This is a genomic window from Paraburkholderia sp. BR14320 (assembly GCF_040948665.1).
GTDB classification, from domain to species: domain Bacteria; phylum Pseudomonadota; class Gammaproteobacteria; order Burkholderiales; family Burkholderiaceae; genus Paraburkholderia; species Paraburkholderia youngii.
On sequence record NZ_JBFPKG010000015.1, the window covers coordinates 1 to 13720 of the forward strand.

Consider the following 13720-nt stretch of genomic DNA (forward strand, 5'->3'; position numbering starts at 1 on the left):
AAAACAGACTCTCGGTGAATGTGTCGGCGCCGCGCATAATCTCCATCGGGTTGTTGGGCTCCTTCTATCAACGCTTCACGAACGCAGCGCGATGACGCGTTTCAGCGGTACTTCCGCAGGCTGCTAGATAAGCATGGGAGGGGACGCGGGGCGCTTAGCGATCCGCTTCCATATCACACATCGCGTTGTTACGTTTGGTTACGACCGTCAGGGCAATTTCCGTTCCATTTCTGTATCATTCGTTTCGTCGGATCAGTCAGGGAAAACCTAGGTCGATTCTATCAGTAGAACTTCGCAATTTGCGACGAATCGCCAAATCGTCGATTTAAATGATGAAAGTGGTTTTCGGCGCATCGTATTAAATCCGAGGATTAAATTCGATTAATGCACCACGCGAGTCCGGCAACGGGCGCCCTTGACAAAAGCGGATCATTAATTAGTTGTACTCGTGTTGTTGCGTAATTATTCGTGGCGACGTCCTTATCACGCGAACGCTGTTCGTTTTAGCGGCCAAGGTTTATCGGCCTTGATAGACAGATGTCATCTTTCAGCAGACTCTCTCCAAGACTAAAACCATCATTTCGTCAAGTTCCTGAGATCGCAAAAACTGTTTCAGTGCTTGCACTTACCGCAGGAATCCTGAGCCTTGCAGGTTGCGGCGGTGAAACAAGCGATGATGGCAGCACCCAGTCCGTGACTGCCAACTCCTCCCTCTCTGCTAACGCAGTCGCGAACGCGACTACGAATGCGTACAGCAACGGCGTAGTGCCCACCGACAACGGTTCACCGCCGGTTCAGGCGAACGGTCAGCCTTATAACCGCGCCCAGGTGCAACGGGCGGGACAAGGCGATTGAGCCGTTTCGCGACGATCCATACGAAAGCCTCATATCCCGCGCAAGACCATTTGCAATCGTGACGTCAGCGACAGCTGACTCACGTATCGACGTGTTTGCGTTACGTGTGCCATCGCTTCAGGAGCTGATGGTCATCGGCAAACGTAACGCCAATGTTCTCGGTCCATTCTCCGTCAGTAGCAATCTATAGCCAATCCAATGAAATTAAGACTCTGTTCCTTATTCACCGTTTTAGCCCTGTTGTGCGGGCAATCGATGCCGGCATTCTCGAAGTCATTCTCCAGGGCACATTGGGGCAACACCAACACCACAGCGACAACCTCAACAGCCACCACATCCACGGCAGCCACCACGTCCACCACATCCACGGCAGCCACCACCGCAGCCACCACCGCAGCCACCACCGCAAACGCCACTGCCACGCTGCAACCGCCGCCCACCGGCAGCGGAAACGACCGCTTTGCAATGGACGTGAATTGCAATCTCTGGAGCGGAGATCAGACCGCGCTCAACGAATGCTCAAAAGACCTGGATCTGATTGCCGGATTGGGCGTCGGTACGGTTCGCCTCGGTGTTTCGTGGGACTTCATGACGCTGGCCGACGGCAGCACGCTGGACCCCAATAAGGTGGCCTTTCTGAAGGGGCTTCTGAACGCCGCACGGACGCGCGGCATGAAGATTCTTTTCGAGGTGGGCATGTACGCGCCGTCTAGCGCATACCAGTGCTCGGCCACCCAGAATCCGCCGAGCGGATCGTCGCCGCGACTCGACTTCTGCGACGCAGCGTTCACGAAGTATCTCGGCTCGCTGATGGACGTCGTTCTGCCCTTCACGGCTGACATCGAACTGTTCAATGAGACCAACTGGTCGTTCTCCGCTTCGGACCCGTCTTACGGCGATGCGAATGGTATTTCCGGCTACATTCTGAATCGCAGCAAGACGCTCTATTCGGAAGCCAAGCAGGTCCTGAACACGAAGAGCCAGTCGGGCTACAAAACGGTTCTGCACACTCAGGGCATCTCGTACTTCTACAACTCGGCGTATCCGAATAACGGCTGGCAACCGCCCGCAGGTAGCCAGCTGATCCAGGCGACCGACTACATCAATGCCATGGGCAACAACACCAAGAGTGCTTCCAGCCCGTTGAACACCACGATCGACGTCGTCGACGTTCACCCGTACTTCGGCAGCGCCGAGTACAACATGCTGGTGCAGGCATTCATGACCACCGTGTCGAACCTCGTCAGCAGCGGCGCGAAGCCGATCTGGCTGACCGAGACCAACAATGGCACCAACGGTACGGATGCTGGACAAACGGCCGCGTTTAATCAGTTGAAGACTCTGATGAACAACGGTTCGGTGGCGAAGGCGTTCTGGTATGTCGTGCGTAACGGCGATCCAAGCAATGGCGAAGGTGACGGCTATTCGATCTACGACTACAACCGCAACCTGATTCGCCCGCAGCTTGCAGCCGCGATTCAGGCCTACACGGCGACGATTCCGAGTTCGGAACGCTTCCTGTCGGGTTCTTATCTGACGCCGATCCAGTAAGCCTGCATGCTGTAACCCATGAATGAAGGGAGCGCCGACTATGGCGCTCCCTTCTTTTTTGCCGGTTGGGTACACCCTGTGTGCGATCCCTCACGCCAGGCAGCAAACTCGTCCGACCGCGGACGAGTCAACTCAGCGCCGTGCCTTTCTTCTTTTCTTCGGCTTCGGTGGCGTGAGTGCGGCGCTCCAAAACGCGGAGGCCGCGCGTTTGGCCGCCGCCGTCGTTCTTACCCGCGCCGAGTTCGCGACGGTATTGGCGCCGCTTAGCCACATGCTCAGGAACGGGTTCTTCCTGGTCCAGGGATTTTTCATGTCGGCCTCAATTGAAAGGATGCCTACTACCGCGTCGCTCGCCCAGCAGGACGCTGCGGTAACAAAACCACACACAGGGCCATGAACGAAACCAGAATCACCGAAGCATAGAGTCGGCTGATCTCGAGCCCACCTTGAGAAACGGGTTTGTCGAGCAGATCCCCCAAGGTCGCGCCGAGCGGACGCGTCAGGATGAACGCTGCCCAGAAGATGGCGGTCCGCGACAGCCGCGACCAGTAATACAGCGCGCCGACGATCAGCAGACCCGCACCGAAGATCAAAGCGCCGTTCTCATAGCCGAGCCCCAATCCGCCTTCGTCCGATCCCGCCACCCAATCGCCCAACGCCGTACCCAATGTCTGCGAAAAGAGGATCGTCACCCAATAGAACCACTCGGCTCTGGACGTGGTTACGCTCTGCACTGACACCGTACCTTCCGATTTGTACCAGACGCCCAGGCTCGCAAGCAGAAGCGCGAAGACGATCATGACACCGCCAGGATAGCCGACTCCCACGGATCGATCGAAGAAGTCGGCCAGCGTGGTACCGAGCGTGGTCGTTGCGACGATAGTCGCCCAATAAAGCGTGGCATTGAACCGCTCTGCCCTGATCTGCCCTGCGACCAGCGCAATAAAAATAACTGCAAAAATTGCGGTGCCGATCAGATAACCCAATTTGAGTGACATAGTCACCCAATCGCCGCCCGTTTCACCAAGTGTCGTGGCGGCGATTTTGATGATCCAGAAGCCCAGCGTGACCTGAGGGACTTTGCTGACTGCATGCGCGCGAATTTCCGATTGGCTGCTATTCATGTGAGGTGCTCACTATTTTCGTGGCTTGAACATAGGCTCAACCTTCGCAGAACAACGCTTAACAGACCCTTAAGCATTCCCGCAGAACTTTCAACGCAGTTCCAGCCACATCGGCTGATGATCGGACGAGCGGCTGTGCGGATCGACATCGCACGACGCAATGCGTGTGCCCAGGTCTTGCGTGACGAAAACGAAATCGCACGCGAAAGGTCCGTCGGGCCATTGCTCGCGATCGTACAGGCCGACCGTCGCGGCACGCGGCTCGCCAGGGTGCGCGCGGGCCCACGCATCGACGAAGCTCGGCGCGTCGGCGATCAGTTCGAGCATCCGGCAAAAGGCGCTGTCTTCGAATGCGCTGTTGAAGTCACCGCAGACAACCGCGCTGACCGGGCGCGCCGTATCGGCAAATGGGCTGTCCGGCTTTTCACCCCGCGCGGGAAAGTGCGCGTGATTGCACGCTTCCTGATGCAACTCGCGCAGTCTTGCGACTTGCGCGAGCCGCTGTTTCTCCGAATAGAACTCGAGGTGCGTGCTGATGACACGAAGCGGACCGACGTCGGCTTCGAGCACCGCTTCGAGCGCGACGCGCAGCATCGACGGCTTGGCGGGATCGGCAGGCCACGGCAGCGAATGGCGCAGCACTTGACGAACCGGTAAGCGGGTCACGATGGCATTACCGAACTGCCGCCGATGACGGCTCGCGCCCAGCGACGGAAGATCGGAGCCGATCGCATCGAGCACGGTCATCTCCGGCAGAAGAGCGGCAAGTTCGGCAAACTGATCGGACGATGGCGCGCCTTTCAGTCCACCTGCCGCCGGTGCTTCGTTGAAGCCGCGCGTGACTTCCTGCAGACACAGCACGTCGAAGTCGCATAATGCGCGTGCTTCCCGCACGATCCGGCCGAGGTCGACGCGGCCGTCGACGCCGCAACCCCACTGAATGTTCCAGTCGACCAGCTTCATGATGGCCTCCTTGAAAGCTCCGACTATAGGTCATCGCTGCGCTTGGCGCTGGCACGGGTCGCCGGGTCACTGAAAGTTAGCGATGAAATCGTGCAGTAAAAATTGTCAGTGAAAGTAAGCGCCAAAAAATGCCGTGCGCGCGATGAATTATGCTGACCTTCATCCCGCGACCGGCTCAATTTCCTTAGAAAATAATGAATAGCTTCGATTTATCCATCGAAACATATCTATCCAACATACATTTCAGTCATTTCGCGACGCTATCCATCCAAGCCATCGACAACCTGTACACCTTCAAAGGTCTCGTACTCGTTCCCGTACTGTGGTGGATGTGGTTTCAGCAAGACGAATGCCGCGAATGGCGGCGAGAAATGGTTCTCGCGACGGTTGTCAGCGGCCTCGCGGCGCTCTTCGTCGGAAGAGTGCTGACTCACTGGTTGCCGTTCAGGGTGCGCCCCGTCTATAACCCCGAACTGCATCTGAGCTTTGCCAGCGGCGATATCAAGGACGCCGTGCTGACCAACTGGAGTTCCTTCCCGAGCGATCACGCGATGCTATGGATGGCGGTCGCTACCGGCATTTTCCTCGTGTGGCGGGGCATCGGCGTGCTGGCGCTTCTCTATACCGCGCTGTTCATTTGCCTTCCGCGCGCCTATCTCGGCTTTCACTACCCCACCGATTTGCTGGTGGGCGCCGCGGTGGGGATCACGATCACCTTGATCATGACGCGCGATGCGATACGCCCGCGCTACGCGACGCCGGTGCTGCGATGGATCGACCTCCACCCGGGGCCCGCGGCAGCGCTGGCCTTTGTGCTCTGCCTCCAACTCGTCACGCAGTTCGACGAACTGCGCAGGCTCGCAAGCGGCATATTGAAGCACCTATGATGGAACGTAGCGCGCTTCGTTCAGATCCGACAGTAGCGTGGGACCGGTCGGTCGCCAGCCGAAACGCGCCTGCGTCTGCGCGCTCGATGCCGGCATATCGAGCGCGGCGAACATCGCCATCCATCCGAAGTAAGCCTGCGCTTCGCCGCGTGCGATCGAGACGACCGGCAACTTCAGGCCGCGCCCCAGCGCCTCGGCGATCTCTCGTGCACTAACACCCTCTTCGCCGACCGCGTGATAGCGCGCACCGCGTTCGCCCTTCTCGATCGCAAGCCGGTACAGCCGCACGACATCCGACAGATGCCCCGCCGGCCAGCGATTACGTCCTTCCTCCACATATGCGCACACGCCTTTGTCCCGAGCGATCTGGATGAGCGGCGTGATGAGGCCCTGCCTGTATGGGTTGTGCACTTGCGGCAAGCGCATCACCGACACGTTGACGCCGTCCTCCAGCAGCGCATTGCCGGCGAGCTCGGAGCCGATGCGCGGGTTCGGGTGGCTGGTGTTGAACACGTCCTCGGCGGCCGGCTGCCCGTTATCCCGGCTGCCGACGCCCGTGCCTGATGTGATCAGAAGCGGCCGATCCGAGCCCGCCAGCGCCGCGCCAAGCGCTGCGATCGCACGCTTGTCCTTCTCGCAGTTCTCCACGAAGTGCGAGAAGTCGTGATCGAAAGCAAGGTGTATGACGGCGTCGGACTTCGCGGCGCCGCTGCGCAGGCTGTCGGTGTCTTCGAGCGTGCCGCGGTGCACCTCCGCGCCCGCTGCGACGAGCGCCTGCGCGCCCTGATCGGAGCGGGTCATGCCGATCACCTGATGCCCGGCTTCGATAAGTTCGGGCACCAAAGCCGAGCCGATAAACCCGGTTGCGCCTGTCAGAAAGATTCGCATGGTCAAGTCTCCAGAATAGCCACGGACGCACTATGCGATCATTCGCTATGCTATTGAAGTAGTGAGCTTATCCCGGTAAAGCGACTAACAGGTTAATCGTCAAGTGAACACCGCCCAATCCCTCGGAGACTTTCTGCGCAGCCGCCGCACGCGGCTCGATCCGGCCAGCTTCGGCTTCTCGGGCCGCCGGCGTACGCCCGGATTACGCCGGGAAGAAGTGGCGCAGCGCGCGAATATCAGTTCGACCTGGTACACCTGGCTCGAGCAGGGCCGCGGCGGCGCGCCGTCCGCCGCGGTGCTGGAGCGCATCTGCGCGGCGCTGATGCTGACCAACACGGAGCGCGAACATCTGTTCATGCTGGGTCTCGGGCGCCCCCCGGAAGTGCGCTACCGCTCCACCGACGCAGTGGATCCGCGCTTGCAGCGCGTGCTCGATTCGCTCGAAGCCAGCCCGTCGATCATCAAGACGGCGACGTGGGACGTGGTCGCGTGGAATCGAGCGGCGGCGGTCGTGCTGACCGACTACAGCGCGCTACCGCCGGGCCAGCGCAACATCCTGCGCTTCCTGTTCGGCGACCCCGACGCCCGCGCAAAACAGCATGACTGGGAGAGCGTCGCCCGCTCCGTCGTGGGGACGTTCCGCGCGGACGTGGCACGCGCGGGGCTCGCCTCCGAGGTCGGCGATCTGGTCGACGATCTGTGTCGCGAGAGCCCCGACTTCGAGCGCATGTGGCGCGAAAACCAGGTATTCGGCCACAGCGAAGGCCAGCACGTTAAGCGCCTGCTGCATCCTGCGTTCGGGACCATCGAAATGGAATATTCACTGTTCGCCGTCGATGGCCGGCCAGATCTGAGCATGCTCGTCTACACCCCGCTCGACGCGCGAATCGCCAGGCGCATCCGTAGCGCCGTTTCATCGATGGACGAGACTGACAGCGCCGCGCCTCTGACCACCGCGTGATCGGCTTCGACGGTCTGGCGCGACCGACGGATCGCACTTCGGCCCACAAATTGCTTGTACGGCATCGCACAACCTTCGCGTAAAAAAATGCCTGAGCAAAACAGGGAGCAAAGCGACGATTCGTCGTCTCGCCGCCAGCGCAGCGGCGGCACGCTCGTGCTTGGCGCATTGGGTGTCGTATTCGGCGACATCGGCACGAGTCCCATCTATGCACTGCGTCAAGCCGCCATCGAAACCGGTTCGATCGACGTGCAGGTCATCATGGGTACGCTTTCGATGATCGTGTGGGCCGTCGTCATCGTCGTCATGCTCAAGTACGCGTGGTACGTGATGCGCGCCGACAATGAAGGCGAGGGCGGCATCATCGCATTGACGGCGCTGGTCCGATCGGGCTATGAGGACGAAGGGCGGCGGGTGCCGCGTGCGCTTCTGCTGGCGGGACTCCTTGGCGCCGCGATGTTCTATGGCGATTCGATGGTAACGCCGGCCGTATCCGTGCTGTCGGCCGTCGAGGGACTGAGCGAGATCAGTCCCTCGTTCGATCCATGGGTCGTGCCGATCGCAGCAGCCATCCTGATCGCGCTCTTTTCGTTTCAGCGACGCGGCAGCTCGGTGGTCGGGCGCGCATTCGGTCCCGTGATGGCCGTGTGGTTTCTGTCTCTTGCCGCTGTGGGGTTGTATCGGATCGCGCAACATCCCGTCGTGTTGCATGCGCTATCGCCGCGATGGGCCATATCGCTGATGATCGGCCATCCCCGCATGGCGTTCGCGATTCTCGCCGCCGTGATTCTCGCGCTGACCGGAGCGGAAGCCTTGTATGCCGACATCGGTCACTTCGGACGCCGCGCGATCCGCATTGCGCTCTTCGCCATCGTGTTTCCGTCGATCATCATCGGCTACTTCGGGCAGGCAGCGACCTTGCTGTTCGTGCCCGGCTCTTTTCAGCAGCCGTTCTTCCACGCCGCGCCGTCGTGGGCGCTCGTGCCAAGCGTCATCATCGCGATGCTCGCGACGATCATCGCTTCGCAAGCGGTGATTTCAGGCGCATTTTCAATGACGAGTCAGGCGATCGAATTGGGCTTTCTGCCGCGCCTGCGGGTCGTCGAAACATCGACAGAGCAGCGCGGACAGGTCTATGCGCCCGCCGTCAACCTGATCCTGTTCGTGGCGGTGCTGTTTCTCGTGCTGGCGTTTCGAAGCTCGTCGAACCTGACTTCGGCGTACGGCATCGCGGTCGCACTGACGATGCTGATCACCACGATCCAGATGATCAGCGTGTCGCGCAACGTCTGGCATTGGCCCGTCTACGGCGTGGCGCTCGTGAGCGCGCCGTTGCTCGTCGTCGACGTGACGCTGGTGTCCGCGAACGTGCCGAAAATCGCTTCCGGCGGCTGGTTTCCTGTCGCCGTCGGGCTGATTCTTTTCGTGCTGATGTCGACATGGAATCGCGGACGCGAGATTGCCGCAACCCATGCGAACGAAGCCGATGCGCTCGACGCATTCCTGCGCGACGCGCTAGCCGGTCCCGAACCTCCGGCGCGCGTGCCAGGCACGGCGGTTTATCCGGGCAACGCATCGGGCAAGACACCGGCGACATTCAGGAGCAACATCCGCCACAATCGCGTGCTGCACGAGACGACGATTTTCTTCGCCAACATATCGGAGTCAGCGCCGCGTATCGATGACGAAACGCGCGTCGACGTGCGAGACCTCGGCCACGGATGCTTCGAGATCATTGCGCATCATGGATTCGTCGAGCGCCCTAACCTGCCGCGGCTGCTCGAATCGCTGGCGGGCCGGTTCGATGGCTGGCACTACGATCCCAGGCACACCACGTTTTTCCTGCCGCGCGATGAAGTCATCAAGGGACGTTCGCACGGCAGCATGACGCGCTGGCGCGAGGCGCTGTTCGGACAGATGGCGTTTCATTCCACGCCCAGCGCGGAATACTATGGGCTTCGAGCGGAAGACGTCGTTGAACTGGGCATTCAGGTGGCGCTTTGAACCGGTGAGTCAGCTACCGTTCACGATGGAGAGTCGACGATCACGATGACCGCCTCGCTGGCGGCAAGCAAATTGGCGCCCTGGACGAAGGCATCACCGATGCGCGTGGTCACCGTCGATAGCAGCACCATGCCCGCGCGCGATTGCACGGTGGAAGCTTCGGCGCCCATGTTCAGCGCGATGAACAGACATTGATTGCCGTAGCGCCGCTCGTAGGTCAGCACGTCGCCGTCGGCAACGACATTCTCTATCGCGCCCCGCACGAGCGCGGCGCTGCTGCGGCGCAGGCTCAGCAAACGCCGATACAGCGACAACATGCTCGACATGTCGCCGTCCTGTTCGCGCACGCTCGTCGCGGTCGCAATCGGCAACCACGGTCTGCCGTCCGTGAAGCCCGCATTCGGCAGCGAGCCATCCCATTGCATAGGCGTGCGCTCGGGATCGCGTCCCTGGCAAATGCCCGGTTGCCGCAACTCCGCCGGGTCCTGAATCTCATCGGACGCGATATAGCCGTCCATCATGCCGATTTCATCGCCGTAGTAGAGCGTCGGCGTGCCTCGTAGCGTCAACAACAGCACAGCTGCTACCCGTGCCTGTGCCGCGCCGACGCGCGACGCAATGCGCGGATTGTCGTGGTTTCCCAGCACCCAGTTCGGCCACGCGTATTCGGGCAACGCAACGTCGTAATCGCGGATCATGCGGGCGATGTTTTCCGCATTCCATCTCGCGCTGAGCAACTGAAAATTGAACGGCATATGCGCTCCTTCGCCGTTCACGCCGTAATACTTCACCAGTTGCGGGACAGTCAGATAGATTTCGCCGATCAGCACGCGCTCGCCGTACTCGTCCAGCGTGGCTCGCATAGAGCGCACGAGTTCATGTACTTCCGGCTGATCCTCGGTGTAAGTTTGCAACAGTCGATGATGGTCCGGCTCGCCGGGCAGATAGCCTGGATTGGGGGGATTGTCGCGAAACTGCGCGTCCTTGATCAACAGCCACAGCACGTCCACGCGGAAGCCGTCCACGCCGAGATCGAGCCAGAAACGCAGCACCTGATCCATCGCGCGGCGCACTTCGGGGTTGCGCCAGTTCAGGTCAGGCTGCTCGCGCAGAAACGCGTGATAGTAGTACTGCCCCGTCAGCTCGTCCCACTCCCATGCCGAGCCGCCCATGCGGCTCAACCAGTTGTTCGGCGGCCCGCCATCGGGCGACGGATCGCGCCACAGATACCAGTCCCGTTTCGGATTGTCTCGCGACGAGCGGCTTTCCTCGAACCACGGGTGCCGGTTCGACGAATGATTCGGCACGAAATCGAGCAGCACCTTGAGCCCGAGCCGATGCGCGTGGCCCATCAATTGCTTGAACCCGTCCAGAGTGCCGAACATCGGATCGATGTTGCAGTAGTCCGCGACGTCATAGCCAAAGTCGGCCATCGGCGACGGGTAGATCGGGGAGATCCACACCGCATCGACGCCTAGCGCCGCGACATATTCAAGGCGCGCGCTGAGGCCGGACAGATCGCCGATGCCATCGCCGTTGCTGTCCTGAAACGAGCGCGGATAGATCTGATAGATGACACCGCGTTGCCACCACGCCAGCTCCGACATTGCAATTCCTCTCCACGATCGATCGTTTAGGCGCCACGCGCGGAACGTATGCTAAATGACCTCTGGTACAAGAACACGATCATTTATTGCCTCTCGGTAGGCACCTTCATGGACGCGAATGGCGACGGCGTCGGCGACTTCCAGGGCCTGATGCGCAGACTCGATTACCTGCAAGGGCTCGGCATGACGACGATCTGGCTGATGCCCTTCCACCCATCGCCAGGACGCGATAACGGTTACGACATTTGCGACTATTACAACGTCGATCCGAAGTACGGCACGCTCGGCGATTTCGCCGAGTTCACGCATGCGTGCGCCCAGCGGGGCTTGCGGGTGATCATCGATCTCGTCGTCAATCACACGTCCGACCAGCATCCATGGTTCCTGGAAGCACGCAGCGATCCTGCCTCGAAATATCGCGACTGGTATGTCTGGTCGGACGACAAACCGCCCGATGCGCAACGCGGCGTGGCGTTTCCGGGCGTGCAGAAGTCGACCTGGAGTTTCGACAAGCGGGCAAGACGCTGGTACTTCCATCGCTTTTACGATTTTCAGCCGGACCTGAATACCTCGAATCCGCATGTGCAGGCGGAGTTGCTGAAGATCATGGGCTTCTGGATTCAGCTTGGCGTGTCCGGATTCCGCATGGACGCGGTACCCTTCGTGATCGCGACGAAGGGTCCGAAGGTGCGCCGCCCTGCAGAGCAATACGATATGTTGCGGACGTTTCGCGAGTTTCTGCAGTGGCGCGAAGGCGACGCGATCATTCTGGCCGAAGCCAACGTGCTGCCCAAATCGGATCTCCAGTACTTCGGCGACGAGGGCGAGCGCTTGCCGATGATGTTCAACTTCCGCGTCAATCAAAACACCTTCTACACGCTCGCGACGGGCAACACGAAGCCGTTGAAGGACGCGCTGCTTGCGACGAAGCCACGGCCGCCGACTGCGCAATGGGGGGTGTTTCTGCGCAATCACGACGAACTCGATCTGGGCCGGCTCACGCCCGCTCAGCGCGAGGCAGTGTTCGCCGCGTTCGCCCCGGACCCCGACATGCAGCTGTATGGGCGCGGCATCCGCCGCAGACTTGCGCCGATGCTGTCGGGCGACAGACGCCGCCTTGAACTCGCCTACAGCCTGATGCTGAGTTTGCCGGGCACGCCCGTGTTCCGGTACGGCGATGAAATCGGCATGGGCGACGATCTGCGCCGGCCCGAACGCCAATGCGCGCGCACGCCGATGCAATGGTCGGGCGAGCCGCAAGGCGGCTTCACCAACCATTCGAACCCGCCTGTGCCGGCGATCTCCGGCGGGGCTTATGGCTTCGAGCGGGTCAACGTGGCGCAGCAGCGGCGCGATCCCGATTCGTTTCTCAACTGGACCGAGCGGATGATCCGCATGCGCCGCGAAGTGCCGGAAGTCAGCTGGGGGGACTTCGAAGTGCTGCCCACCTCGCGAAACGACGTGCTCGCGCTCGGTTATCAGTGGCGCAACAACTCCGTGCTGTTTCTGCATAACTTCCGCGCCGAAGCGTGTACCGTCGAATTCCGCCTGAGCTCCAACGAACCTGGCCGCGATTCGCTGATCAATCTTCTGTCCGACGACCACAGCCGCGCTGACGATGACGGCTGTCACACGGTGCTGCTCGAGCCGTTCGGATATCGATGGTATCGGGTGGGCGGCCTCGACTATCTGCTCAAGCGAAGCGAGGTCTAACAACGACGAGCCACGGCTAAACTGATAGGATCGCATGCTCCTGGTCGTTCGCGGACTCACGCGACTTGCCGACTCACGCGAATGCTCAGCCTGCTCGACTCATCGGATACGCAATCGGAAAAAGGGATGTCATGGCAAAGGATCAAATAGTCTGGGGAATTTTGGGCGCCGCAAAGATCAACGACAAGGTGGTCGTGCCCATGCACAACGCGCCGAAGTGCCGGGTGAAAGGCATCGCGTCGCGCTCTCTGGAGAAGGCGCGGGAAGCCGCGGCCAAATATGGTCTGGCTGTCGCATACGACGGTTACGAGGCGCTGCTCGCGGACCCGGAAATCGACGCGGTCTATATTCCATTGCCCAATCATCTCCACGTGGAATGGACGATCAAAGCGGTCGAGGCGGGCAAGCACGTGCTGTGTGAGAAGCCGATCAGCCTGGACGCGCAACAGGTCGAACGACTGATCGCAGCGCGCGACAAGAGCGGCCGATACATCCAGGAAGCCTTCATGGTTCGCACGCATCCGCAATGGTTGAAGGTGCGGACCTTGATTAACGACGGCGCGATCGGCGGATTGCGGGCAGTGACCGGCGGCTTCACCTATTACAACACCAACGAAGAGAATATCCGCAACAAGAGCGAGCTAGGCGGCGGCGGGCTGCTCGATATTGGTTGCTATCCGATCACGACGTCGCGCTTCACGATCGGGCGTGAGCCACGGCGCGTAGTAGCGCTGGTCGAGCAGGATCCTGCCTTCAAGATAGACCGGCTCGGCTCCGTGCTGATGGACTTCGATGGCGTGCAGGCGAGTTTCTTTTACTCGACTCAAACCTATCCGTACCAGCGGATGCAATTTCACGGTACCAAGGGGCGAATCGAAGTCGAAATTCCATTCAATGCACCAAACGATCGACCGACGCGGCTGCTAATCAGTGAGCACAATAGCGACGGTGTCGCGACTGATCGCTGGCTGGAACTTCCGGTGTGCGATCAGTACGGCGTAGCCGCCACCACGTTCGCGGAAGCGATCCTGAGCGGAGGCCCGCAAGCTATTGCGCTGGAAGATGCGCGCGCGAATATGCGGGTGATCGATGCCGTGTTCCGCTCGGCTCAGTCAGGCGCGTGGGAAAAAATCGCACAAGGTTGAAGTGCAATGCTCGGGGGCACTT

At 60.5% G+C, this 13720-nt stretch carries 10 protein-coding genes; 6 read left to right on the forward strand and 4 right to left on the reverse strand.

Going from position 1 to position 13720, the window contains the following annotated elements; genetic code table 11:
* Window positions 1–1053 precede the first annotated feature (1053 nt).
* Window positions 1054–2406 carry a glycosyl hydrolase gene (locus tag AB3X89_RS16180; protein WP_368584188.1) on the forward strand — a complete coding sequence of 451 codons (1353 nt, stop codon included), beginning with the start codon at window positions 1054–1056 and terminating at the stop codon, window positions 2404–2406.
* 338 nt (window positions 2407–2744) lie between these two features.
* Here AB3X89_RS16180 and AB3X89_RS16185 read toward each other — a convergent pair whose 3' ends face one another.
* Window positions 2745–3530, reverse strand: coding sequence for a hypothetical protein (locus tag AB3X89_RS16185; RefSeq protein WP_368584189.1), 786 nt, complete (start codon window positions 3528–3530; stop codon window positions 2745–2747).
* A gap of 90 nt (window positions 3531–3620) precedes the next feature.
* Window positions 3621–4493: an endonuclease/exonuclease/phosphatase family protein gene (locus AB3X89_RS16190; RefSeq protein WP_368584190.1), complete on the reverse strand. Its 873-nt coding sequence runs from the start codon at window positions 4491–4493 to the stop codon at window positions 3621–3623.
* A 194-nt stretch (window positions 4494–4687) separates the two neighbouring features.
* Between AB3X89_RS16190 and AB3X89_RS16195 the strand changes: the two genes are divergently transcribed.
* Window positions 4688–5380 (forward strand): phosphatase PAP2 family protein, encoded by a 693-nt coding sequence (locus AB3X89_RS16195; RefSeq protein WP_368584191.1) that lies wholly within the window; start codon window positions 4688–4690, stop codon window positions 5378–5380.
* Here the strand turns inward: AB3X89_RS16195 and AB3X89_RS16200 are convergent.
* The gene (locus tag AB3X89_RS16200) at window positions 5375–6268 is read right to left on the reverse strand and encodes an SDR family oxidoreductase (RefSeq protein WP_368584192.1); all 894 of its coding nucleotides are present in this window, start codon (window positions 6266–6268) and stop codon (window positions 5375–5377) included. The genes AB3X89_RS16195 and AB3X89_RS16200 overlap by 6 nt on opposite strands.
* A gap of 103 nt (window positions 6269–6371) precedes the next feature.
* On the opposite strand from AB3X89_RS16200, the gene AB3X89_RS16205 reads away from it, so the two are divergent.
* Together AB3X89_RS16205 and AB3X89_RS16210 are read left to right on the forward strand one after the other, a co-directional pair.
* The gene (locus tag AB3X89_RS16205) at window positions 6372–7229 is read left to right on the forward strand and encodes a helix-turn-helix transcriptional regulator (RefSeq protein WP_368584193.1); all 858 of its coding nucleotides are present in this window, start codon (window positions 6372–6374) and stop codon (window positions 7227–7229) included.
* Window positions 7230–7316: 87 nt separating this feature from the next.
* A complete protein-coding gene (locus tag AB3X89_RS16210) occupies window positions 7317–9233 on the forward strand; it encodes a potassium transporter Kup (protein WP_368584194.1) in 1917 nt (638 codons plus the stop codon).
* A gap of 20 nt (window positions 9234–9253) precedes the next feature.
* On the opposite strand, the gene AB3X89_RS16215 is transcribed toward AB3X89_RS16210, so the two are convergent.
* The gene (locus AB3X89_RS16215) at window positions 9254–10840 is read right to left on the reverse strand and encodes an alpha-amylase family glycosyl hydrolase (protein WP_368584195.1); all 1587 of its coding nucleotides are present in this window, start codon (window positions 10838–10840) and stop codon (window positions 9254–9256) included.
* 48 nt (window positions 10841–10888) lie between these two features.
* Here AB3X89_RS16215 and AB3X89_RS16220 point away from each other — a divergent pair, with 48 nt between their 5' ends.
* The gene (locus AB3X89_RS16220; RefSeq protein ID WP_368584196.1) at window positions 10889–12553 is read left to right on the forward strand and encodes an alpha-amylase family protein; all 1665 of its coding nucleotides are present in this window, start codon (window positions 10889–10891) and stop codon (window positions 12551–12553) included.
* Window positions 12554–12684: 131 nt separating this feature from the next.
* The gene (locus AB3X89_RS16225; RefSeq protein ID WP_368584197.1) at window positions 12685–13698 is read left to right on the forward strand and encodes a Gfo/Idh/MocA family protein; all 1014 of its coding nucleotides are present in this window, start codon (window positions 12685–12687) and stop codon (window positions 13696–13698) included.
* Window positions 13699–13720 lie beyond the last annotated feature (22 nt).